The 24,293-nt window shown below is 63.1% G+C and carries 17 protein-coding genes, 1 tRNA gene and 1 pseudogene; 11 read left to right on the top strand and 8 right to left on the bottom strand.

The genetic code is table 11. The annotated features are described in order from the left end of the window. Window positions 1–29: 29 nt before the first annotated feature. The 3 genes from Pan44_RS14405 to Pan44_RS14395 all read right to left on the bottom strand — a co-directional run bounded on the left by Pan44_RS14405 (window position 30) and on the right by Pan44_RS14395 (window position 6,531). Window positions 30–4,136 (bottom strand): secretin N-terminal domain-containing protein, encoded by a 4,107-nt coding sequence (locus Pan44_RS14405; RefSeq protein WP_145030728.1) that lies wholly within the window; start codon window positions 4,134–4,136, stop codon window positions 30–32. A gap of 124 nt (window positions 4,137–4,260) precedes the next feature. Next, window positions 4,261–5,760: a protein kinase domain-containing protein gene (locus tag Pan44_RS14400; RefSeq protein ID WP_145035038.1), complete on the bottom strand. Its 1,500-nt coding sequence runs from the start codon at window positions 5,758–5,760 to the stop codon at window positions 4,261–4,263. A gap of 165 nt (window positions 5,761–5,925) precedes the next feature. After that, complete coding sequence (locus Pan44_RS14395) at window positions 5,926–6,531, bottom strand: RNA polymerase sigma factor (RefSeq protein ID WP_231754052.1); 606 nt, start codon at window positions 6,529–6,531, stop codon at window positions 5,926–5,928. A gap of 150 nt (window positions 6,532–6,681) precedes the next feature. On the opposite strand from Pan44_RS14395, the gene Pan44_RS14390 reads away from it, so the two are divergent. Then, window positions 6,682–9,084: a CehA/McbA family metallohydrolase gene (locus Pan44_RS14390; RefSeq protein WP_145030727.1), complete on the top strand. Its 2,403-nt coding sequence runs from the start codon at window positions 6,682–6,684 to the stop codon at window positions 9,082–9,084. Between the two features lie 61 nt (window positions 9,085–9,145). Here Pan44_RS14390 and Pan44_RS14385 read toward each other — a convergent pair whose 3' ends face one another. Further along, window positions 9,146–12,082, bottom strand: coding sequence for a prolyl oligopeptidase family serine peptidase (locus Pan44_RS14385; RefSeq protein ID WP_145030726.1), 2,937 nt, complete (start codon window positions 12,080–12,082; stop codon window positions 9,146–9,148). A 235-nt stretch (window positions 12,083–12,317) separates the two neighbouring features. On the opposite strand from Pan44_RS14385, the gene Pan44_RS14380 reads away from it, so the two are divergent. Then, a tRNA-Ile gene (locus Pan44_RS14380) sits at window positions 12,318–12,391 on the top strand. 224 nt (window positions 12,392–12,615) lie between these two features. Here the strand turns inward: Pan44_RS14380 and Pan44_RS28285 are convergent. Both Pan44_RS28285 and Pan44_RS14370 read right to left on the bottom strand, forming a co-directional pair. Then, window positions 12,616–12,858 (bottom strand): annotated as a pseudogene (locus Pan44_RS28285) (tyrosine-type recombinase/integrase); the annotation flags it as partial. Between the two features lie 138 nt (window positions 12,859–12,996). Further along, a complete protein-coding gene (locus tag Pan44_RS14370; RefSeq protein ID WP_145030725.1) occupies window positions 12,997–13,407 on the bottom strand; it encodes a hypothetical protein in 411 nt (136 codons plus the stop codon). A 390-nt stretch (window positions 13,408–13,797) separates the two neighbouring features. On the opposite strand from Pan44_RS14370, the gene Pan44_RS14365 reads away from it, so the two are divergent. The 3 genes from Pan44_RS14365 to Pan44_RS14355 all read left to right on the top strand — a co-directional run bounded on the left by Pan44_RS14365 (window position 13,798) and on the right by Pan44_RS14355 (window position 15,784). After that, a complete protein-coding gene (locus Pan44_RS14365; protein ID WP_145030724.1) occupies window positions 13,798–14,136 on the top strand; it encodes a hypothetical protein in 339 nt (112 codons plus the stop codon). Window positions 14,137–14,611: 475 nt separating this feature from the next. Continuing rightward, window positions 14,612–15,061, top strand: coding sequence for a hypothetical protein (locus Pan44_RS14360; protein WP_145030723.1), 450 nt, complete (start codon window positions 14,612–14,614; stop codon window positions 15,059–15,061). A 474-nt stretch (window positions 15,062–15,535) separates the two neighbouring features. Further along, complete coding sequence (locus Pan44_RS14355) at window positions 15,536–15,784, top strand: hypothetical protein (protein WP_145030722.1); 249 nt, start codon at window positions 15,536–15,538, stop codon at window positions 15,782–15,784. Window positions 15,785–15,877: 93 nt separating this feature from the next. Here Pan44_RS14355 and Pan44_RS28110 read toward each other — a convergent pair whose 3' ends face one another. After that, window positions 15,878–16,006, bottom strand: coding sequence for a hypothetical protein (locus Pan44_RS28110; protein ID WP_261342585.1), 129 nt, complete (start codon window positions 16,004–16,006; stop codon window positions 15,878–15,880). A 229-nt stretch (window positions 16,007–16,235) separates the two neighbouring features. On the opposite strand from Pan44_RS28110, the gene Pan44_RS14350 reads away from it, so the two are divergent. Continuing rightward, the gene (locus Pan44_RS14350) at window positions 16,236–17,177 is read left to right on the top strand and encodes a class I SAM-dependent methyltransferase (RefSeq protein WP_197453328.1); all 942 of its coding nucleotides are present in this window, start codon (window positions 16,236–16,238) and stop codon (window positions 17,175–17,177) included. Window positions 17,178–17,241: 64 nt separating this feature from the next. On the opposite strand, the gene Pan44_RS14345 is transcribed toward Pan44_RS14350, so the two are convergent. After that, window positions 17,242–19,341: a DEAD/DEAH box helicase gene (locus Pan44_RS14345; RefSeq protein ID WP_145030720.1), complete on the bottom strand. Its 2,100-nt coding sequence runs from the start codon at window positions 19,339–19,341 to the stop codon at window positions 17,242–17,244. A 509-nt stretch (window positions 19,342–19,850) separates the two neighbouring features. Between Pan44_RS14345 and trhO the strand changes: the two genes are divergently transcribed. The 5 genes from trhO (at window position 19,851) to Pan44_RS14320 (ending at window position 24,286) form a co-directional block, all read left to right on the top strand. Then, window positions 19,851–20,669: an oxygen-dependent tRNA uridine(34) hydroxylase TrhO gene (gene trhO, locus Pan44_RS14340; protein WP_145030719.1), complete on the top strand. Its 819-nt coding sequence runs from the start codon at window positions 19,851–19,853 to the stop codon at window positions 20,667–20,669. Between the two features lie 161 nt (window positions 20,670–20,830). Then, the gene (locus tag Pan44_RS14335) at window positions 20,831–21,172 is read left to right on the top strand and encodes a hypothetical protein (protein ID WP_145030718.1); all 342 of its coding nucleotides are present in this window, start codon (window positions 20,831–20,833) and stop codon (window positions 21,170–21,172) included. A 7-nt stretch (window positions 21,173–21,179) separates the two neighbouring features. After that, window positions 21,180–22,025 carry a DUF6655 family protein gene (locus tag Pan44_RS14330; RefSeq protein ID WP_145030717.1) on the top strand — a complete coding sequence of 282 codons (846 nt, stop codon included), beginning with the start codon at window positions 21,180–21,182 and terminating at the stop codon, window positions 22,023–22,025. A 341-nt stretch (window positions 22,026–22,366) separates the two neighbouring features. Then, window positions 22,367–23,128, top strand: a complete 762-nt coding sequence (locus Pan44_RS14325; RefSeq protein ID WP_145030716.1) for a hypothetical protein — start codon at window positions 22,367–22,369, stop codon at window positions 23,126–23,128. Between the two features lie 90 nt (window positions 23,129–23,218). After that, the gene (locus tag Pan44_RS14320) at window positions 23,219–24,286 is read left to right on the top strand and encodes a hypothetical protein (RefSeq protein ID WP_145030715.1); all 1,068 of its coding nucleotides are present in this window, start codon (window positions 23,219–23,221) and stop codon (window positions 24,284–24,286) included. Window positions 24,287–24,293: the final 7 nt, after the last annotated feature.

The raw sequence follows: 24,293 nt of genomic DNA, 5'->3' as shown, positions 1-24,293 counted from the left end.
CTGACGACGAAGCAATCCTTAAGATCGCATCAGGCATTGGGCCCCGGAATCGTCGAGGGAGCCATCGGCGCCGGTGTTTTCGGTGCTGACGGAGAGGCCGCAGGGGCTGCCGGCGCCGGACCTGGCTGTGCCGGGACGGGTTGAGGAGCGGCTGCGGGCGGAACCGGCGGCGACGTCCCCGGATCCGTCGGAGCAATCGGCCCATCGGGCTTGTCAGGGAACAGTTTCTCCCTCGTCGACAGGAACAAACGCAGCCGTGTCTCCGCCGCCTTCAGGCGCGCTTCCGCCAGCCTTGCAGCCGACTCCTGCTGCCGGACTTTCGTCTGCGTTGTCGCGTTCGATTCAAAGAGCTTCCGCTCGCGATCGAGCGATGCCTTTGCGGCCTTGAGCTCGACCTGTTTCACTTCGACTTCTCCGGCCGCCGCATCCAGCTCCGCCTCGAATTCGATCTCGATCACATCGATCGAACGCAGGGTGCGTGCTTTCCCGCCTTGGGCCTGTTGAGTCTGCGGGTGATCGTTGCCCACGTTCTGAAGCTGCTTGTCGTAGTCCGCAAGCGCTGCGTGATGCCGGTCGAGCAGTTCGAGGTAATCGGATGGCTGCCGCTCTGCGCGCGGCCCCGGATTTCGCTGTCGGAACTCATCGGAAACCGCATCCTCTTTTGGCGCCGTCCTCTGCAACGGTGCAGGCGGGAAGTACTGCACATCGTCGCGGAGGAACTGGTCCGAAGGCGTGGTTTGGCCAGACGCGGCCCGTGGCTTCGCGTCTCGCTCTGCGGGTGTAAAGCCTGGCCGCATTTCGCCGGAGGAGACGCCTCGCAGAAGATCAAGGTTGCGATTCGGCAATAACTTCGAAATCTCCGCCGCCCACTCCGGCGGAGTCACGGGCAGGATGCGCCGGTACTGGACGATCTTCGGCCCTTCCTCGCCGACGCTGACGACTGACAATGCCCCCCCCTTCAATGCATATGTCCCCTGCATGCCGACGCCCCCGCCCACCGGTCGGAAGGTCAGCCGCGCCTGGGTTTCATCTGAATTGTCGATTGAGATCGTCCACAACTGCTTCCGTTGATTCTTCTCGTACACCGCGGCGCCATGCGCGTGGATCACCAGGTATTCCTGCGGCGCATTTCCGAGTTCTGGATTTCCTCCCATGCCCATGCCGGCGGGATCCGTGCCCAGATTGCCGAGCTTCGTCCAAAGTCCCGCCACCTTCGAAAGAACGTCTTGTCCGCCTGCCGAAGCAGCATTTGAAAGATCGATGCGCGCGGCAGGGTGAAACTGATCCTCGGCAGCCCGCAGTTTGTCACCAGCGTCCGCCTGCATCTGTTTCGCCCAGTCGGGAGGGACCGCTGCAATGGAGCGGTGGTAACTCACAATCTCCGGTCCCTCATCGGTGGCAGTAACGACCGTCAGGACCTGGTCTTTCGTGGCATAGCTCCCCTGCATGGCCGGCAGTTCATCGAGGGGGGTGAAGGTGATCGGCGTCCAGATCTGGCCGGGCCGGCCGACCGACATCCTCCACAGACGCCGGCGTTCGTTCTTCTCGTACAGCGCCGCGATCTCGCCTTCGATCACCAGTCGCGGCCGGGGGGCGCCCGACATCTCTCCCGCCAGCATCATTGACATCCCCGCCCCGCGGTAAGGCGGGATGCCGCCCATGCCGCCCATCATCCCCATTCCTTCGACGTGCGATTCCCAGATCCCGGTCAGTCGCGGAGTCGGAATGGCTTCCGACGCCGCCGGGGGGTAAGGAAGCGCGGCGGCCGGTTGTAAACTCGCATCCGATCGACCGGCGGGGCCCCTGGACTGCGGCCCGGACGTCGCCAAAGACGGCAGCTTTCGGACGCCCGTCGGAGCGTTCGGATCAACGGGCAGTCTGCCCGGCCCCGAAACCGCAGGCTGCGGCGACGCCGCATACGATTCGCTGGCCGGTTGAGGTTCATCCCACTTGAGTGCGGGATTCAGCAGGTCCTCTACCCGCCGGGCGACGATCTCTCCAGAGATCCGGTTCCGCGCTTCGAGTGACTGCCGGGTCACGGCGAGCTTCGCCTGCATCGCCTCCAACTCCGCGGCCAGCATCGCCTGCCGGGCCTCGAAGGACTTCTTGACAGCGTCTTTCAACTGCTTGCGCAAAGCGGCCTGCTTCGGATCCCCCTTCCCGGCTTCGGCGTCGAGCTTGCCAGGTGCGACGGAGTCGAGGAACTGCCGCACCAGCCCCACGCGGTCGTATCCATTCGTCGTCAACACCCCCTGCCAGTAGGCCTGTTCCTCCTGCCTGGGCTTCCGTCCCAGCTTTGTCTGATGCAGTTTTTCAATGAAGCCCTCAAGCGAACTCCCGGCCTGCGCGTAAAACTCATCGCTCGAAAGCTCGCGGACCTCGGCCGGTTGGCCCCTTTCGGACGAGGCCTGCAGACCCCGAAGTTCATTTGCCAGCTTCGCCGCCGCCGCCTCCCGGTCGGCGTATTCCTTCTGGAGTTGAGAGACCGCCTTCCTGGGAGGGGCCCCCATGCCCATTGACATGTCCCCCTCAGACCCCATCCCCATTCCCATCGCCATCAGATCAGTCGTTTTTCCGGGGGAGGGCCCCGCATCGTCGAGTTTGGCTAGCAAGGCCTCCGCGGCATCGAGAGATTCCGCATCATGCGATTTCAGAACGACGGAATTGGTCCGCTCGTCGGCCACGGCCGTGAAGCCTGGTCCCATCACCACCTGGCTCAGCAGCACGGCCATCGCGGGCGCCTTCGCGTGGCTCAGCCGGACAATCTTCAGCCCTCCCCGCTCCGCAGGTGCGCCGGGCAAGGGAGCCACCTCAACAGGACCGGTGAATGCCACAAGAATCCGTGACTGTCGCTGCATCAGATCCCTCACCGCTGTGACATCGGCTTTGGGAGCCTCTTCGCCCCAACGCAGAGTGACCCTGGTCTCACCTTTCCCCTGGGCCGGACCACACGATAGGGCCAGCCGTTGCACCGGCAGTTCACTGATCTCTTTGAGCAGACCGCTCACCGGCCCTTTCCAATCGCCGGATTCGTCGACAGTCACTTCAATCCGAAGTTGATCGGCCGGCGGCTCACCAGGATGGCCGACTCCCAGAGCAACGTCTTGCTTTGCCAGTTCCTCCATCAATGTCGTGAACACTGGCATGGCTCGTTGCCCGTGCGACACATAGTGGACGAATCGCAGAGGCCGAGGTGTCTCCGCATCGCCTGCGTTTTCAGTGACGGACGGCTGAGCCTTCTGCTGGTCTGTTGATTCGCCACTCTCCTCGAGCGGCGCGGCTTTCCGAACTTCCGCGATTCGCGCCTCGAAATCCTCTTCCTTCAACCGCGCCAATTGGTCCGGCGATCGATATGTGAGGGAGATCTGCGAGCGGTTGAGGACAGACTCCATCGCGTCTGCCTTCGCTGGTGTCAGCAGCAACCGAACGCCTTCCTTCACCGGCGACTCGTCGTTCGGAGCGCCGTGAACGACATCCGCAACAGGCACCCGTTCGAGGATCAGTTGGGATTTGAGCTCACGACCAGACGTGGACTGCAGTTCGTATGTCAGCGCCACGTCCGCCAGATCTCCTTTCTGCAGTCCAGTCACCGATTCCCGCTTCACATAGAAGCTCTTCATTCCCAGCGGCGTCGAAGCCGTGAATCGTGGCGGCGACAGCTTCGAGCCAGCAACGTACAGCTCGGCGACGATCTCCTCGGGGCTCCGCAGACCTTCGAAACGATGAAGCTCCTTGAGATCGGCGTCAGTGACTACCACCGTCGGATCTGCCGTGATCTTGAGCTGCGTCGACGGGACCGTTTCGCTGCCAGGATCGGCGTCCACAGAAACGAAGACATTCCGAAGCACGTTTCTGATCATTCCCGAATACAGGTTTCGCCCCATCTGCCCGCCGGCTTCGGTTTCGCCGGTGCGCCAGAAGATGAGCAGCGGGCGGCCAGTCTCTTTCGCGCGGACCTGGCCCTCCGAGATTGAGGTCAGCCAATGGTCATCCCGCGACTCGGCGTGCTGAGCGGCCGGCGGTTCGGTCGATGTTTGCGGAGCGACGTCGGTGCTGACGGGAGTCTTGGTCTCATCGGCCCGTAGTGCGCTGATCAGCAACGCCAGTACGAACAGCGGGATCATTGTGAGCTTCATTTCACTCTCCTTCTTTCCGCCAGATCGGGACGTCAGTCTCCGGATGCCTTCGCTGTGTCATCGTTGCTGCGCGAACTTGGACGCCATCCACCGGCTCATACCAGCCGCTCTCCCTCGCGTTTCATCAAGGAGGCATCTCGGCCGACGGAATCTTCGCGCCGTCCCACAACTGCTCCGCCCGCCCCGCCAGCTCCTCGGCCTGTCCCTTCAGCAATTCCGTCTCGCCGGCGACCCGATCCCAGTCGAGTGCCGGATCAAGCACTGGCAACGTCGACTCGGGAAGCCCCGCCGGCGGCAAACCCGATTCACTCGCCAGTTCAGCCGCCGGCTGCCGCATCATCACGAACACGCCCGCCAGCGTTGCTGTCGCCAGAATTCCGGCCGTCATCTGGCCGCGTCCTGTCTTCATCAGACGCATGAACCGGGCGGCTGAGATTCCGGCGCTGCCCGGCCGCGCCGGCTTCACCAGCTTCGTCACTCCTTCAGGCAGCCCCACCGTCGCCGGCTGCCGGACGTGAGCGAGGCATTGCTCCAGCGTCTCCGCCAGCTCCTCGCACGAAACGAACCGATCCGCTGGCTCCTTGCTGTGCAGTTTCCCGACAATCGCTTCCAGCCATCCCGGCGTGTCAGGGTTCACTTCCGTCAAAGGTCGCGGCGTGTCGTCCGTGATTCGTCGCAGAATTCCGTAAGGCGTCTCCGCACGAAACGGCGGCCGCCCCGCGCACATCGTGTACATCACGCTGCCGACGCTGAAGAGATCGCTCCGGGTGTCGAGCGCGTCGCCGCGGGCCTGCTCGGGCGACATGTACTGGGGAGTGCCGGCGATAATGCCGGTTCTTGTTTCGCTGGCGTCATCGACAGTTCGGGCGAGCCCGAAGTCGGTCAGCTGAAGTCGATCGACATTCTCTTCGAGCAGGATGTTCGCGGGTTTCACGTCGCGATGGATCAGGCCCTGCGCGTGGGCCGCCGCGAGCCCGGCGGCAATCTGACGGCCGATCCTGAGGACCTCGGAAACTCCCAGTGGGCCGCTGCGGTCGAGCCGCTTCTGCAACGACTCCCCTTTCACATACGGCATCACGAGGTACGGCAGCCCCTGAAACTCGGAAACTCCGTGAATCGCGACCACGTTTTCATGGACGACGGCCGCGGCCGCTTTGGCTTCCCTCGCAAAACGGCGTCTGGCAGACGCACTGGCGGCGAGATGAGGAGCGAGCAGCTTGATCGCCACGAATCGGTTGAGGCGGGCATCGAACCCCTTGAGGACGACGCCCATGCCGCCGCATCCGATGACGCCGACGATCTCGTAGCCGGCCAGGCGACCGACCATGGCGGGATCATCGGTCGGCGCGAGCAGCTTGAGGACAGCCGTGATCCCATGGTCGCCGATCTCCGAGGATTCCTGGACCGCATCGCGCGTGGCGTCGGCATCCTCTCCAAAGGACGACAGATACTCGCGGACTTCCGACCATGCCTGGACATCGCCGGCCTTCGACTCCAGTGACGCACGGCAGATCGGGCACGACTCCAGATGAGTCTCAAACGCGGACTGGTCGGCATCGCTGAGCGCGCCTTCCAGAAACTGGAGCGGGCGGCGCGGATCACAGGTGGATGGGGAAATGGACATCGGGGGGACAGGCAGGACGCCTGCTCATCTTCGTATCAATGAATCCGTGGTGTGATCTCAACCAACAACCAGGAAGTGCCACGACTCTGTGAGCCGTGAAACAGTGTGCAGCGCTCTCATTCCCACACGGCCAAACCAGCCGTGGCGAATGAATCATGCGTTCCTCTACACACTCCCTGACTCTGCGGCATACTCCTCGATCTTCTCCTGCAGACGCTTCATCACCCGGCTGCGCGCGGCATAAACAGCGCCGACACCTTTTTTCAGTTTCCTCGCCGCATCGTCGCACGCCCGTCCTTCGACGGCTGTCAACCAGAATGCCTGCCACGTGTCCGCCTGGAATTCCCGTTCGACCTGCCGGGCGGCCCACCGAAACACTTCGCGACGCAATTCCAGCTGCATCAGTTGAGAGTCGGGTTCGCGACTCACGGCGTTTCGGACATGCGCGTCGTGACTGTCGCCCCCTGCCGGGCGATCAGGCTTCGCACGAGTGAGGGCATTCAAGGCCGCATTCTGGACGACGCGTCCGAGCCAGGTCCGGAACTTTGCACGGCCCGGGTCGTGCGGCCGTTCCTCAATCGTCTTGGCGACGGACATCAACACCTGTTGCGCCAGGTCGTCGGCGTCGGCCTCCTGCAGCCCCTTCCGGCGGGCCAGCCTGTGAATCACGGGCCAGTAGATCTCCACAAACTCATGCCACGCCGCCTGATCCGCCGGATTGCGGACGCGAATCAGCAGGCTTGCCCGGGTTTGTGGGGAAAAGGTCATCATTGGTCTATCACTGTTTTACACACGGCTTCACGTTTTCTGACACGAAACGGGGGATGGACAGAAACCATTCTCCATGAAGGCATTGCCGACCGGGGCCGGATAGATTGTTCCCCAGCTCTCACCTGCACCGCTCGCCTGGGGGACAGACTGATGCGCCTTGCTCTGTGCGTCGTGCTGACACCGATCCTGCTCGTGACAGGCTTCGCGGCCGTGGCCCGGGCCACGGACATCGAACCGGTCCGCACTGTCGAGCCGCAGCCATTCGCCGCGGCCGCAGAGCGGCTACGCGACGCGCTGGAGTACGTCGGTTCGCCACTTTCGAAGTCGCAGCAGGAGGCCCTGGCTGCGGCGATCGCGAATCCCGATGGCCGGGCCTCAGTCGTCGAGATCCAGGCGATCTTTGATCCGATGGCGCTCGCGGTGGTGACGATTAACGCCGAGAGCCGGGTTTCAGCCGTCGAGGGACCTGCAAAGAAGGAGCTTGACCAGAACGGCTGGCGCTCGTTCCTGGTGAAGGTCGTCAACGAAGCGGGAATCACGCCGAAACTCGAAGTGACCAGTCCGAATTCGGCGACGCCGTATCTGCAGGGGAAAGGCCGGCGTGAGAAGCCGCTGACCGACAGCAAACTGACGTCGGCCGCGGATGTGCCCCACCGATTCCTCGACATCGACCAGTTCGATAAACAGCCGTTGAAGCCGAACCTCTCGGGGCTTGGCGTCGAGTATCGCATCCTGCAGCTTTACGCGCGGGATGTCGGACGACGGGAGGCTTCGTTCGCGTTCAGCGTCGGCCAGGGGACGCAGGATCTCGGCTTTCGCGGAGAAGTGCCGATCCTGTTCCACATCGCGCCCAGCGTCGAAGTCGTGCTGGACGTTCGCGACCATGACGGCCAGCCGACGACGGCGGCGTTCACGATTCGCGACCGGCTCCAGCGTGTCTATCCGAATCCATCGCGGCGGATCGCTCCCGATTTCTTCTTCCATCACCAGGTTTACCGCGCGAGCGGCGAGACCGTCCCGCTGATTCCGGGCGAGTACACCATCGAAGTAACGCGCGGTCCTGAATACATGCCGCTCCGGAGAACGATCACCGTGCCGGTCGGCGTGAAGAGCCATCGCGAATCGATGCGGCTCGTCCGCTGGATCCATCCCCGCGAGCGCGGCTGGTTCTCGGGAGATCACCACGTCCATGCCGCAGGCTGCGCCCATTACGACAGTCCGACCGAAGGCGTCGGCCCTGGGGACATGATGCGCCACATTCTGGGCGAAGACCTGAATGTCGGTTGTGTTCTGTCGTGGGGCCCCTGCTGGTACACGCAGAAGCAATACTTCGAAGGCAAGACTTCCGCCCTCTCGAAGCCCAACTACCTGATGCGATACGACGTGGAAGTGAGCGGGTTTCCCTCATCGCATGCGGGTCATCTGTGCCTGCTGCGACTGACGGAAGACGATTACCCCGGGACGACGCTCCTCGAAGACTGGCCGAGTTGGACCCTGCCGGTCCTCGAGTTCGGACAGAAGCAGGGGGGCGTGGTCGGCTACAGCCACTCGGGATGGGGACTGGGACTGCCCGACGTCATGCCCGACGGCAGGCGGTCGCCGGCGCCGATCCCCTATGGCGGACGCTTCCGGCCGACTCCCGGCAAAGCGGCCAGCCAGCTTCCTGACGACGCCATGCCGCCCTTCGATGGCATCGGCGCCAATGAATACATCGTCACCGGGCCGCTGGGAGCCTGCGACTTCATCTCGGCCGTCGACACCCCCAGCATCTGGGAACTCAACATCTGGTATCACACGCTGAACTGTGGCGTGACCACTCGCATCAGCGGGGAGACCGACTTTCCCTGTATCTACGGGGAGCGTGTCGGGTTGGGACGCAGCTACGTGAAGTTGTCGAAGGACGAGCCACTCGATTTCGACCAATGGGCCCAGGGAATCAAGCTTGGCCGCAGCTACGTCGGCGATGGAATGAGCCACCTGATCGACTACCGCGTCTCGCATGCTGGGACAACGGTTGGCGTCGGCGAGCCGACGGCCGATGGCGTGAGCACGCTGGCACTCCCCGCGGAGGGCCGGGTGACGGTCGAGTTGGACGCCGCCGCGCTGCTCGAGCAGACGGAGACGGAAACGACGAGGCGGATCCGGAACTCGCGCCTGGATGCGAAGCCGTATTGGAACATTGAGCGCTGCCGCATTGGCGAGTCGCGCCGGGTTCCGGTGGAGGTCATCGTGAATGGTGAACCGGTCGCCCGGAAAGACATCGAAGCGGACGGCACGATGGAAACGCTGCGTTTCGAAGTCGACGTCGCGAGGTCGTCGTGGATCGCCGTCCGGATCCTTCCGAGCGTCCATACGAACCCGGTATGGGTGACGGTCGAGGGGAATCCAGTTCGCGCCCGCAAGGCGAGCGCGGAATGGTGCCGGAAGGCGGTCGATGTCTGCTGGAAGTCCAAGGAACGCAATATTCGCGAGGCCGAGCGGCCTGCGGCCCGCGCGGCCTACGACCGGGCGGCTGCGTACTATGAAAAGGTCCTCGCGGAATCCGCACCGTGATCCGGAGTCAGGAGTCCGCGAGGAGTTCAGAAGTGCCGCGGCAAATTGAGTCCCCGATCGGTTAATGGGACTCCGGCGTCGCACGTCGGGATTTCAACCAGCGGATCAGATCGACGGTGTCGGAGAAGCGTGCCTCATCCCGCGCGGCGCCCAGGACGACGAAGAAATAGTCTTCGGCGCCGAATCGGGCATGCGACACCAGACAGGCTCCGGCCTGGTTGGTGGTGCCGGTCTTCACGCCATCGACGCCATATCGATCGAGCAGCTTGTTCGTGTTCTCCCAGCGGGCATCGCGCAGCGTTCCGTCAGGCTGCCGCACCTTGCACGCATACGCCTTCGTGCCGACGACGGTCCGCAGGCGCTTGTTCTGGAAGGCGTTCCAGACGACCTGGCCGAGTTCCCCGGCCGACGTCGTGCGCTGGTCGGGCGTCCCGCCGTCTCCGTAGGACGAACGGTACTCCGTGCCCGTCACGCCCCAGCTTCGGGCCGTGCGGTTCATCTCGGCAATGAAGTTGATGCGGGTCTTGAGTAGCTCCACATCCAGACCGAGCGACTGGATCATCGTGGCGTCCGGAGGATCGAAACGATCGTTGAAATGCTCGGCCAGGGCATTCCCTGCATCGTTTCCGGAGGGAAGAAGAAGCCCGTAGAGACAGTCGCGAACCGGAAGGCTCTCCCCCACTTTGATGCCGGCCGTGCTGCCGACGGTGTCATCGGCGAGTTTCGAAAAGGTGACGATCTCGTCGAGGACCTTGGGATCTTTCTCGGCCAGCTTCAGGATGACGCTGGCGCACATGACTTTCGTGGTGCTCGCGGTTTTCCGACGTTCGTCCGCCTCCTTGCCATAGAGAAGCTTGCCGGTCTGGCCGTCGAGAATCGCCCAGGCCTGCGCGGTCACCTGCGGCTGCTGCGCGGGATCGGGATAGCCAATCTGACGGTCGAAGAACTCGGCGGTGGCCGCATTGACCTTCATCCAGTTGGCGAACCGCATGAAGTGATGGGTATCGTCGGGAATAATCAACTGCTCAAACGGAACTCCAGCGGCCGCAAGCCGTCGCGAGAGATCGACTGTCTGCGAGACGGCGACATTGCGGTCGTCATCCCCGCTGATGAGGAGGACGGGCGACTTCCATGTTTCGATCGCCGAGACGGGCGACGACCGCCAGGCCACGGCGCCCGCATCAGTCTCCTTCGGATCGGCGTTCTCCCTTGCAGTGCGCTGGCGGTGGACGCCGTGGATGTCGACCCCTGCGGCGAAGAGATCGGAATTGCGGGCGAGCGCCAGTGCGGTCAGGTATCCGCCGTAGGAGCCGCCGTAGATGCCGATGCAGTCCGGGTCGACCTGCGGAAGCGAGCGCAGGTATTCGCCGGCCGCCTTGATGTCGATGTATTCGGCGGCGCCGGACGCCCCTGTTTTTCCGGGGCTCATAAACGCCTGGCCGTATCCGATGCCAAGCCGGTAATTCACCGACAGGACGACGTATCCTCGCGACGCGAGATACTGATTGGAGGCGTAGGCGTTCGCGTAGTAGGGGGAATAGTGCCAGCCGAGCAGCATCTGCCGCTGGGGCCCGCCATGCACGTAGACGATGGCGGGTTTCTTCGTTGCGGGTCCGGGCTTTTCAAAGAGCTGGCCGTGAACCTCGAGCCCATCCGGCGACTTGAAGACGACCTGCTTCGGCGCGACCAGTTGAGAAACTGGAAAATTCGCGAGGTGAGACTCTCCCAGGACTTTCGCAGGGCCTCCGTCGGCCGGCAGCAAGGTCGGCATGGGGGGCCGCTGCCCTGTGGACGAGAGGCAGACAATGGCCTTGCCGTCGCCCGTGACGACCGGGGACCACTCGAGGCCGTCGCCGGGAGTCACCACGTTCAGTTCGGGCCTGTCGACGGGGACTTTCAGGATGTGCCGACGGTCGATATCCAGCGCATCGGGCCCCGTGTTCCCCGCGCACAGCAGGAACTTCCGATCGGGGCTGAGTCGAACCTGTTCGAGGTGGAACTTGCCGGGGGTCAGCAGCTCCGGTTCCCCGCCGGCCACCGGGAGGGAATAGAGGTGTGGCCAGCCGTCGAAGGAGGCGAGGAACACGATCCGGTCGCCGGCGGCCCAGTCGAGGTTCGATGCTCCCGAGGAATTCCGGCCGCGGGTCGCCAGGAATTTCCAGACTTCCCGCGAAGTTCCGGTTGCGACATCGGCGACGCGGATGGACCACTCGGGCTGCGGCACCTTCTTGATCGCCGGTTCGGGCCCCGAGCCGGGTCGGCGAACGAACACGAGCGACTTGCCGTCCGGAGACCAGCGCGGCGAGCCGTCACGGGCGGTCGAAGGATCAATCCACAGGATCGGGGTTGTGGCGTCCGTGTAGATGCCGATGAAGGCGTGATCGTCGCGCGAGGAAACGAACGCCAGCTTTGAGCCGTCGGGCGACCACGTGAGGCTGCTGGTCGAACCGCGGGTGGCAATCATGGGCTGGGCCGGCGACGAGCCGTCCAGCTTCGCACTCCAGGCCTGCCCTCCCTTGTTGAAGGCCACGATGTCGCCCCGCGGCGAAATGGCCGGGCTGTCGACGTCGTCAGCGAGCACCCTGGCGTCGCCTCCTGCGAACGGCGCCGCCCAGAGCTGCAGCTTTGGCGGAATCGGGAGCGACAGCGTGTTGACACCGACGCCGCGGTCCCAGTTACTGCCGAAATCTCCACCGCGGACGAACACCACATGGTCGCCATCGGGCGACAGGCTGACGGCAGTCAGTTCCTGGCCGTCATCGAGATCGAACTTCGTGAGCTTCCGGGGTTCGAAATCGGGCCCTTCCGCCACCCAGATGTTTCTCCGCCCGCGATCATCAACGGCCCAGGCGATCCGTGAGCCGGAACGGGCGGCGGTGAGCTCGTTGGGAAAGGGATAGCTGCGAACCTGCTCCAGCGTGAATGGGACCTGATCAGCGCCGGCCGCCGGCGCGATGGCTGCGAACACGACCAGTAAGAAAAGAACCGCTCGAGACATCACTCGCCTTTCAGAGATATCGTCCAAACCACTGGTGCGCGCGGGATGGAATGCCGTCGACGCAGAATAGCCATTGGCCGGTCGGACACGCGCCCCGCAACGCGTTCGAGTTCTGCTTTTTCGCGCAGGGCGGATCGAACGGGCCGACGTCTGGAGAGAGAATCCACACTTCCGGGGCCAGGTTTCTCGCGGGCTTGCGTGCGATGCCGCAAGTCGCTGTCATTCCGGGTCTTCGGGGGCTGTAGCTCAATCGGTTAGAGCAGAGGACTCATAATCCTTTGGTTCTGGGTTCGAGTCCCAGCGGCCCCATTGCTGCCCGGAGTTGCATGGCACTGCAGGGAGAGCTGTAAATCGCTCTCCACGCAGGCTTTGCGGCTCCTTTCTTTTTTCGACCGGCCTTTCATCACGCTGCAAGGAGCTGCACCCGATTGCGGCGACGTGTCACCCGAACACTGTGAATTCCACTGTAACGGGACCATTTCCGGCAGCTTCGCGACAGCCTCCGACTCCTGGCCCGGAAACAGATGACCGTACGTGCCCATCGTCAGTGTGATGGTCGAGTGTCGCATGATCGTCTGAACCACCTTCGGGTGATTGCCGGCCTTCGCCAACCAAGCTCCGCAGGTGTGCCTAAGTGCGTGGAAGTCGATGACCGCTCCGTCGTGATTCTGGACTGACAGGAAGTCCGAGGCTGGCCGCCTAGCGTGCTCCTGTACGTCGTCACCAGCACCGTACAACCACTCCTCCCGCGCCGCGTTGACATCTCTACGGAGCATCTCTGCTACGTCCGTCTCGTGCGGCATCTTGAAGACAGGCGGTCCCCAGCGTGTTACCGCCGAAAGTCTCGTGCGGCCGGTCCTCAAACCAGGCGTTTCAGTGGCCGTGCGACTCGGCGACGATGATGCGGGGTTCGGTCATTCGATCGCATTTCCAAAGTGCAGGCGGAGCCACTCGACGACATCCCACGGACTGCCGCAGACATTGATGACCAACCGCACCGGGCAAGGCGGCATCATTTTCAGATTCTGCGCGTCCTGCATGCCGAAGACGCCCACGGTGATCTGACGGCGCCCCAGGAGCTGTTTGCCGAACACGTGTTCAATCCCCGGGATGATGCCCACGGTGTCGTACGCGATCAGCAGTTTCCGCTTCGACGCTTCGGCCAGCCACGCCTGCGCCCGTTGCTCAACTCGATTGTCCCAAACGGGGACCGCACCGCCTGCGAGTGACATTGCCACCAGGGCGACGCAGACCCATCGCCAGCGTCTGCGTTTCGGCTTCGGAGGGGTGTCGTCGGTCATGGGCGCTTCAAGAGCTGCCGCCATTCGTAGATTCCCGTCACAACGACGCCAATGCCAATTAGCCCCGTCACGACTGCACTGTCCTGGCTCCCGGTATTTGCCAGGCCGATAATCAAGCACCCACCCCCAACGATGATCGCTGCGCTGATGCTCTTCAACCCTGTTTCGCTCACCGCAACCTCCAGATGCCTTTCGTCGGATGGTCGACGAGTCTACCGGCCGTCCCTTCTCGCCGCGCCCCCCTGCCCTCCGGTAGACTTCACCTCGGAGGGCTACCTGATGGAACCGAGCACACCACCGACGAAGAAACGCCGACGCCGCTGGCTTGTCGTCGCGTTCGTTCTCGTGCTCGTGACGACCGCGGCTTGGTGGTGCTGGCCGCGAGGGGATGCGAGGTTCGTCGGGAAATGGCGAATGGTCTGGCAGAAGGACTCATCGGTCTACGGCACGGTTACGTTTCGCTCAAACGGAACCGCAAGTCAGGTTGATTCCATTGCCCGGGAGCCGCATCGGTATTCATGGCGTGTTCAGGATGAAACACTCATTGTCGGATCAGTATTTCCCGCTGCGACCCCCGTAGGACTCCGCCACATGCTTGCCGCGTTCTTTTGCGGATTCCGCGGCGGAACAGTGAGTCTTGATTCGAATGATGCATCCACCATGTTGTTGTCTGAAATCTCATCAGACCGATTCGTGATCAGGAGGCCGGAATCATCGGAGTTCAATCTGATTCTCACCCGCATCCCCGAATGACCTCTTCCCCGTCACCACCGAACCGGCACAGGCGACGGGTAGTCGTCGTGGTCGCTGTCCTCGCGGTGGGGCTGTGCTGGTGGTTTTGGCCGCAGGTGGATCAGAGGTTTGTAGGCAGATGGAGAGGCTTGGGAACGATCGGTGAAGTGCTTGCTCTGGAGTCCACGGGACGTGCCCGTGTGTTGAACTCCGACCTGAAGACTTGGACGCCCGCGGCCTTCCGGTGGCACGTATCCGGCAATCGACTCACGTTAAGGACGCCGCCTGAACTCGAAGCACCGTCGCTCTGGAACGATATCAGGGATGACGCACGGTTGTTCTACTCAAATCTCACGGGACGGCCGCTACCGGGGGGAGAGTCCAGGGAGTTCGAGTTAGTAGCGGTCGGTCCTAATGAGATCAGGTTGAAACCAGTGGGTCCCAACTTTCCGGACTTCCCGTTCACCTGGACACGCGTCGCCGACCAGAGTGACCAATGACTCGCCGTCGCCGACTCACCATCGCCGTACTCGTCCTGCTTATCCTTGGCGGCGGGCTGTGGTGGTCGACTCGTCCGAGGATCGATCCGAGGCTGGTGGGGACGTGGACTGCCGATTGGGGGCCTTACGGAATTGAACACTACGACTTCTGTGAAGATGGTCGTCTCTGGCTGAAGGGCGATCCGTTTTCGAGGCCGCATCGCTGGCGTGTGTCCGATTCCGTTCTCTTCGTCAGCGCTGACCGCGATGCTGATCTGTGGACACGGCTCCGTATCCTGAAATTGAAAGTTCGGAAGGAGATTAATGGAAAAAGTACCTCCCAGACGTGGAACGAACTCACGATCGATTCCGTGGCCGCGTCTGAGATCAAGTTAAGCAACAGTGCCGGCGAGCGCGCTGTTCTGATTCGTAATACTTCCAGGCGTGCGAAGTGGCTTGGGCCGTAGCGCATTACCCCTTCGGCGTAGACATTCTGCGTCTCCTTTCCGAAGTTCGCTCGCGAGCCGACGCCACGATCACGACACCCGGACGACGGGGATGGCTGCCTTCGCACAGGTGACGATCCAGTCTCTCACCGGCCTGGGAAGTTCGGGCCAGAGGGAGATTAGATCGGCGAGCTGCTGAAGTACTGACGTTTCCGCTGTAAGCCCGTTTTCGTGTCGACGCAAACCGTGAGCTTTTATTGGCTTCTGCGATTCGCCATCCTCACTCATAATCCTTTGGTTCTGGGTTCGAGTCCCAGCGGCCCCATTGCTGCCCGGAGTTGCAGAGTCACGCGTCGCGGGTCCTTGTTGCCCGTTCGACTCTCAACCGAGGGCTCTCCGCGGGAACCGAAAGACGCTCAACCGGTCAGGAAACGGAGACGCGACTGGCTGGTCCAGGAAGAGTCATTGGAAGACAATTCCGACGGAGGCTCGAACATGAACGACCGAGTGGAACGTCTGGAGCGGCGTGTGGGATGGCTGATTGTCGTCGTGGCCGTACTGGCGGCCTCCGTGACGGGCCTCCTGGTCGTGGTGCTCTGGTTCAGTTTTCCGGAACAAACCCTCGCGGCGTTGCAGGTGACCGGGTTCCTGATTGTCGCCGGCCTTCTGACACTGGCCATGACTCACCGCCAGCTTCCCGCCGTTGCCCGTGAGGTGGGGCGGTGGTTCGCTCCGCTCCGCTGACGGACTGAGATTGGCGAGGGGCCTCGAGTGACGGTGGCGACTGACGTTCTCAGAGCCTCGGTCAGCTGGATCGCGTTCCATGACGCCTCACTGTCAGCGGCTGGCCGCTCCGACGGCCTGCGGCTCGGGCCAGTGCAGGCCGTCACCCGCCTTTTGCACGATCGCAGCGGCGGCCAGAACCACGACGCCAAGAATCACACCGGCGAGGATCCGATGAATCATGACAGACTCCGGGTGGGGACGAACATGATGCTTTCCTCAGATTCGTCTCGCCATGCAGGCGGTCAACCCGCATTTTCCGGAGTCTGGCCGAATCAGGGATTCTCGCTCGGGGCAGACTTGGCGCGTCGATCTCGGTAGACTCACCTGCTTCCAGAGGTGGTTCCGGAGTTCCTTGCGGGCGAAGGAGACGGTCGCCGCCCCTTCAGAATTGCTCATGCAGGACGCTGTGATGGAATCTTCCACGATGGACCGAGTCGACGGGAATTGCGAGTCCATTGTGGAAAGCACCACAGGTCAGGACGTCCACGCCGCGTACGATGGCTCGAACGTCCTCTTCCGCCTGCTCCGGATGATCTCCTGGGGCCCGGGGCTGATGAACCTGGGATACTTCCGCTTTCGGGGGCCATTCGCGTTTCTCAACCTGCTGATTAATCTCGAGAACACGCAGCGCCGGCTGGTGGGGAAGAGCATCGAGTTGCTCGACGTGAAAGGCGCCCAGAAGATTCTGGACGTCGCGTGCGGGCGGGGCAAAAGCAGCTTCATGATGCACTGCCTCAACCCCGAAGCGACGATCGTCGGACTGGACCTCCTGCAGAGGAACATTGACGTCGCCAGGCTGCTCTTCGGCTGCTCGCCACGCCTGTCGTACGAGAACGGCAACGCGATGCACCTGGAGTTCGAATCGGGATCGTTCGATCGTGTGCAGTGCCTCGAAGCGGCCTTCCACTTCCCGGACCGCTCTCGCTTCCTGCAGGAGGCGTTTCGCGTCCTGAAGCCCGGGGGACGAATGGTCGTCGTCGACTTTGCCTGGCGTCAGCCGGAAGACCGTAAGTGTCTCGAAGATCCGGAAACCCGGCTCGTGCGCGACATCTGGCAGTGGGACGACCTCTACGACGTCGAAGAGTACAAGCGGGAAGCACGCAACGCGGGCTTCAAAGAGGTCGAGACCGTCGACTGGAGTGACCGGGTCACGGCGCCATTCCAGGCGACATTCGAAAGTCTGCTGGCCGTCCGCAAGCGCCCCTGGTTGAGGCGGCGGGTCCTTGGCGTGAATCCGCTCCTGAATTCGCTGTCGGAAGATGACTGGAAGCAACTGGAGGAAATCGCCAAGGCCCACGATTACGTCCGCCGGCGTTCCCAGTACATGGCGTTCGTCTTCACCAAGGGCTGAACGCAACTCTCCAACAAAAAAGCCCGGTCATTGCTGACCGGGCTTTTTTTGCATCAGCTCGAGATCACTCGGCCGAGCCGTTGTCGTAGCGGCGGGGAGTGGCCGGTCCCGTCGAGTGTGAACCGCCGGGGCCCCCCTGATGACGCTTCTTCTTCATGAAGGGCGCTTTCCGCCTGGCCTGCTGGCCATCGGCTCCGGCCGACTGCGAACCTTCCCGCATTTCCTTGCGGGGACCGGCGGGAGGCAGAACAGCCGCCGCGTCGTCGTGCCGGCGGGGACGCTGATCCTTGCCCTGGGCCTGCCGCTGACCTTCAAACCGTTTGGGCGGGAACTTTCCGCCAGGACGGCGCTCTCCATAGACCTGGCGACCTTCGCCGTCACGGCGGGGACGGTCACCGTAGACGGGACGACCTTCGCCGTCGCGGCGTGGCCGATCGCCGTAGGCCGGGCGGCCTCCCTGGTAACGGCCTTGCGGGCGGTCACCGGCAGGACGCCGCTCGAACCGCCGCTCCGACTGCCGCGGGGCCGGAGCATCTCCGCCCTGCGGCTGATCGCCAGCGGCCTGTTCTGAGCGTTCCCGGGGCACAAACTTCGGACGGTCGCCGTACTGCTGACGCGGCGGACGGGCGCCGTACTGCGGCCGATCCTGCGAGCGGCCTTCCTCTCGCCGTTCGCCATACTTCGGACGCTCACCGTATTTGGGGCGCTCGCCATACTTCGGCCGGTCACCCGGCTTGGGGCGGCTGCCGTAGGCCGGCCGACCACCCTGTTGGCCCTGCGGGCGATTGCCGTAGGAACGGTTCTGGCGGTCACCGTAGGAACGGCCTTCACCGTTGCCCCGGCTTTCGCCATCACGACGGCCTTCATACCGGTTCCCCTGGCCCTGTTCACGGTATTCGCGGCGCGGGCCATTCTCGCGGTATTCGCCTTTCGGCCGATCGTGGTGCGGAGGAGGTGCCTGGCGCGGCTTCGGGGCGGGCGTCGACTCGACGGGTGACGGCGGGCTGCCCGGAAGGGCCAGCGCCGACGCATTGTCGTTGATGTCGATCGCCTGGACCGGAATCTTCTTGCGCAACAGTCGTTCGATGGCGCCAAGCAGGCTGCGCTGCTCGCGGTCGACGAACGACATCGCGACTCCGAACGCCCCTGCCCGGCCGGTGCGGCCAATGCGGTGGACGTAGGTCTCAGGCTCCATCGGGAGGTCGTAATTGACGACGTGCGACACGCCGTCGACATCGAGTCCGCGGGCCGCGACGTCAGTCGCGACGAGCACCGTCACGCGGTTCGCGCGGAACGCGTTCAGCGTGCGCTGCCGCGCGTTCTGCGTCTTGTTTCCATGGATCGCGTCGGCCGAGAGCCCGGCGCGGCAGAGCCGCGTGGCGACGCGTTCGGCCGACTGCTTCGTCCGGGTGAAGACCACGGCTCGCTCGACCGGCTGGCTCGTGAGGTACGAGGCCAGCGCAGCCGGCTTGTTGCCGCGCTCGACGTGGAAGACGCTCTGCGTGACGAGGTCGGTCGTGGCCGCCTTGGGGGCGATCCGCACTTCGGCCGGGTTCTTCAGCAGTTCAGAGGCCAGCCGCTCAATGGCAGGGGGCATCGTCGCCGAGAACAGGAGTGTCTGACGCTCGGCGGGAAGCTGATCGATAATCCGCCGGATGTCGGGCATGAATCCCATGTCGAGCATGCGGTCGGCTTCATCGAGCACGAACATCTCGATCGACTCGAGCTGCAGGCAGCCCTGGTTGTGGAGATCGAGCAGGCGGCCGGGGGTCGCGATGATGATGTCGACGCCGCGGCGCAGCATCTTCACCTGCGGCACCTGGCTGACGCCGCCGTACACGGTGACGTGACGCATCCCGCTGCCGGCGCCGTAGGTCTCGAAGCTGTCCGCAATCTGCGTAGCGAGTTCGCGGGTCGGCGAGAGGACAAGGACGCGGGGCCTGTAGTAGCCGTTCTGGTTGTCCGGAATCGTGATGAGCCGATGCAGGATCGGCAGCGCGAACGCAGCGGTCTTGCCGGTTCCCGTCTGTGCGGTCCCGATCAGGTCGCGCCCCTCCATGATGTGCGGAATCGCGCCTTCCTGGATCGGCGTCGGGGTGGTGTAGCCCTCCGCAGTCACTGCTTTCAGCACTGGTTCGGCAAGGCCAAGGTCTTGAAACAACATTCTCTGATTCATCCTGAACTTGCGGACGGTCGTCCGCGAGGTTTGCCGACGGCGCGAAGCCCGATGCGGCAATACAAAAAGCCTCCACGGCTCTGTTGAGGCCGTGCGAACCGAACGTGGTCCTGTGGCAAAAATGTTGCGACGACCGGTCTGATCGACGCGAAATCAGCGACAGACGCGCCCACGGTGCGCTCGACATCCGGCAATGATCGCCAGCGAGCGGCCCGAAGATCGGGAACAGTCCTGATTGAAGTCGGACGAACTCTCAGAAAACTGAGGCTCCGACATATCCAGGACCGAAAGCGGAGAATACGAGCCCGTATTCACAACAGACGCCAAAGGGCCTGGCCGTCATCCAAGGGCCATCACGGCGCGAGGAGAACTGCGAGAAGAATAACACCCCGCCGGGAAATGAAAATGGCAATCTGCAGAAATCTTTGGAAAGACAGACGTTGCAATTGCATCGTTCCTCAGGAGAGGCATTCGGACAGATTGATTAAACTCCCCCGATGAAGTCGGTTCTGAATATTGCCGCGTATCGATTCGCTCCACTCCAGGCCCTGAAGGAGTTGCAAGCCGGACTGCGGGAGCTGTGCACTTCCCTGGAAATTCGCGGGACCATTCTGCTGGCTCCTGAGGGAATCAACCTCTTCCTCGCGGGATCACACCCCGCGCTGGAGACGGTGCTGGCCAGGCTGCGAACCATTGAGGGGCTTGAAGGGCTCACCGCCAAAGAGAGCTTCAGCGCAAGGCAGCCGTTCCGGAAACTGCTGGTCAAAATCAAGAAAGAGATCATCACCTTCGGACGTCCAGAGGCCCGCCCCGACCAGGACGGCGGTCGGCGCATCGGGCCGGCGGAGTTGAAACGATGGCTCGATGAAGGCCGCGAAGTGACGCTCCTCGACACTCGCAACACCTATGAGGTGGAAGTCGGGACATTCCGGAACGCCATCGCTCCGCCGCTGCAAGACTTCAGCCGCTTTCCGGAGCTCGTCGCGCAGCTGCCCGAGGAGCTGAAGGAGAAGCCGATCGTCACGTTCTGCACGGGGGGGATTCGCTGCGAGAAGGCCGCCCCGTGGATGGAGATGGCCGGCTTCCAGAACGTGCTGCAGCTCGACGGCGGGATCCTGAAGTACTTCGAAGAATGCGGGGGCGCCCATTTCGAAGGGAACTGCTTCGTATTCGATCTGCGGACGGCGGTCACTCCGGAGCTGACGCCGGTGGTCGACGAAATCGCAGCCGCCGTTCCCGAGATCAATCCGAACGCCGCGTCGTCGACCGCCGCCCCTGCGTGTAGGGCTCTCGCGAACGCCGCCCCGGGGGACTGAAGACCAGTCGCGGGCGGACACGGACAACAGTCTGCCTCTCTTGCGGAGACTGCGTGCATTGCCATCAGGCGGAAAACTCATTTTGCACGATTCTGAAGGAACGGTTATCGTCCCGCCCCGTCTCTGAAGGATGCAGAGCGGTGCTGGTTTGACAGGACGTCATGAAATCCACGCCAAAAGTTCTCGTTTACGACGATGCCTTCGATACGTCGGAGGTGCTGGCGGCCGTCTATCGGCCCCGGGGCTTTGAAGTCGAACGAGTCTCCACGCGCGAATCCCATCCTCCCTTCCAGCGTGGCCGCGGCAGTGTCGTTGTTCTCCGTTCCCCCACTGCCGACGACGACATCGCGGATCATCCCCCTCTCAAAGTGATCGTCGGCCGCATGGCGGCCGGCCCTGCCCAGACGGAGGCCCGGAACGTTGCGGCCTGTCGCATCTCATCGCTGTTTGACTACCGCGAGCTGGTCAGCGCCATCGACCGGCTCCTGTGCGGAAGCGACTGAGCTCGCCATGGGAAAGCGCATCAGGACTCGACCCGCACGCATTGCGTGCATCGACCGGCGCTCGCGGAAGCGACGTTTCGTGCTGGCCGCACTCTGTTCCACGGTCGTCGGACTGACTGGTTGCGGAACGATTCTGCAGAACAGCGCCACCGAACAGCTCCTGGCGTCGGATGCCGTCGACTCGGCCGTTTCGAGCATTGATTTCCGACCCCTCGCCGGCCAGAAGGTCTTCTTCGAAACGCGCTACATCCAGAACCTGAAAACAATCGGTTTCGTTTCGGCGGAGTACATCATCAGTTCGCTCCGCCAGGCAATGGTCGGCTCCGGTGTGCTGCTGCAGGACACCGCGGCCCAGGCTGACCTCATTGTGGAAGCCCGCGTCGGAACTCTGGGCGCCGACGGAAACGACATCATCTACGGACTTCCCTCCAGCAACGCCGGCGCTGCGACTGCCGCCGCAGCCGCAGCGACCTCGATGCCGACCACCATCACTTCCATTCCGGAAATCTCGCTGGCCAAGAAGAAGAACCAGCTCGCGGCGGCCAAAGTCGCGTGCTTCGCGTACGCCCGGGAGTCGAAAGAACGCGTCTGGCAGTCCGGACTGGCCACCGCGAAGAGCACGGCCCAGGATTCGTGGTTTCTCGGAGCCGGCCCGTTCCAGAAGGGCTCCATCTACACGAAGACCGGCATCGCCGGATCGACGCTCGATGTCGGCAGGGACGGGATGGACATGCCTGCGGTCGGATTCCGCGAGCCGGCCGTGTTTGAGCACTTCGCCACGTCGAAGCCGAAGGACGAACCGGGCAAGTCCGAGGTCATTACCGCCTCGGGCGAAGAACCCGCGAAGAAATAACGCTTTTGCCGGTCGCAACGGCGGAAATGGATCCGCGGGGCGACATTTCCGGGCGGCCCCGGTTGTACCGGAAGTTTCAGCGGCCGCGGTCGAACCTGGAAATCCGGTGGTTCCGCCTTTGCCCGCTCTGCCGCAGGCGCTGGCGAGTTCCGCGAAAGAGCGCCGTGCCCGATTCGACGGGTGATCCTGTTGCAGTCTCTGAATCGACGGGACGATGAATACAACGGACGCGTGGCAGACCAGGATGGTTTTTCTGCCTCGCGCACGGTGAAGCAGTCGACTGCGAACCTCTTTTCGCGGGCCGTCGTTCGCCGTTCGGAAAGCGTCGAAAGGGAGTGGAGATGACGCCAGCCTCTGCCCAGAACTTCATGTTGAACTGGATCCCCCCGGCGCACCGGTGGATGACCGCGGCCGTTCTGACTCCGGCATTGATGCTCGGAAGCTTCGGCATCGCGGACGACCATCCGGCCAATCCATTCCAGAATTCCGGCGGCGCGATTATTCGCGTCGCGGCCCAGGCGGAGGCGCCGGCGGTGGTGGCGCCCCCTCCGCTCGTCGCGCCTCCTGATCCGAACCAGACGCTCGTCGACTCGGCAAAGCCGAATCCCCGGAAGCTCCGCCCGATCTCGGAAATCAATCCGTCGTTCGACTACGACCCGACGGCCAAGTATCCGTGTGAGCATCTCTGCCCGCGCGATCCGGCCCTCTGCCCCAGCGATACGCAGGACGAGTGTCCGCTTGAAGAAGATCGCGAATTCCTGACATCCGCCGACCGGGCGTTTCCCGATCTGAACTACATGTGGTGCGCATCGAACCTGTACCACAACCCGCTCTATTTCGAAGACGTTCAGGCCGAGCGTTACGGGCAGGTGAAGTGCAACGACTTCGTCCAGCCCTTCTACTCGGTTGGAAAATTCGGGGTGCAGTTGATCGGCCTGCCCTACCAGATGGCGCTCGACAACCCACATGATCGCCGCTACGCCCTCGGCTATTACCGGCCGGGAGATTGTGCCCCGCGCCTGCACTATCGCGTCCCTCTGAATGCCCGGGCGGCCGCGGCGTCCGTGCCGACCTACGCGGGAGCCGTATTCCTTCTGCAGTAAGTCGTCCGCCTGACAGCTTGAAACGGACTCCAGGAACCGCGAGATTGCACTCGTGGCTGCTGGGGTCCGTTCTCGCGTTTCGAATGGCCAATGTCGATCCGGGTTGTCTGCGAATGTGGCTCGCGTCTGGATGCTCCGGACGAGTTGGCTGGTCAACAGGCACGCTGCGGCGCGTGTGGCGCCGTGCTCACGATCGCCCCTGCGCGGAAAGCCCGGGAGGCCTCCGCAGTGGACGGCGTGAGGCTTCCACCCAAGCTGACCGGCAAGAAGAAAAAGAAGGTCTTCACCGAGCACAACGCCCCGCTGCAGGAGGAAGAGACCAGGACCGGGAAGCGGAAAAAGAAGAAGAAATCAGCGGAAGAGATGTCAGCCGGCCCGAGGAAACGGCGTTCCCTCGCGCAGGTCTGGGTCGATGGCCTGACGTTTCCGTTCCGGCGGGAAGCCCTGATCACCACAGCCGTTCTCGCGTTCCTGTATGGTCCGATCATGCTGGCGATGTCGTTCGGGCCGGCGATGCTCGTGACGGGCTTCTACGCGATCAAGTTCTTCATCGGGTTCTTCACGGTCTCCATCCTGATCGTCGGATACTTCTGTTATTTCCTGTTCCAGACACTGCGCTGCACGGCTCAGAACGAACGCGAACTCCCCGTCGCCACCGCATTTGACTTCGAAGAAGTGCGACTCGATCTGTGGCTGATGATCGGGGGCACGGGCATGGTGTTCCTGCCATTGATCGTCACGTCGATCGCCTTCTGGTGGGACGGCCGCTCGACTCCGGACGCCCTCTACTACCCCCTGCTGGCGTTCTGCCTGTTCCTCTGGCCGATGGGCGTTATCGCATCCGTCCTGCAGACGAGCGTTCTGGCTGCGAACCACTGGACGACGCTGACCACCATCTTGAAGCTTCCCTTTCAATACACGGCCACGTTGATTGTCGCCGGCGGGCTCGTCGCCGTGGCGATCGGTCTCGACTGGGTCGTTCCGCGGCTATCCTTCAAGTTTGGAATCGTCGCCCTCCTCGCAGGGATCATCCGCGGCTTCCTGACGTGGTGGCTGGTCTTTCTCACGGTGACCGCCTGCATGTCGCTGATGGGCTATCTCTATTACCGAAACCGCAATCGCATCGGTTGGTTCCGGGACAGCCAGCCGCGATACTGAGTCGCAC

This window comes from Caulifigura coniformis (assembly GCF_007745175.1).
GTDB classification, from domain to species: domain Bacteria; phylum Planctomycetota; class Planctomycetia; order Planctomycetales; family Planctomycetaceae; genus Caulifigura; species Caulifigura coniformis.
This window is presented reverse-complemented; position numbering and strand designations above follow the sequence as displayed.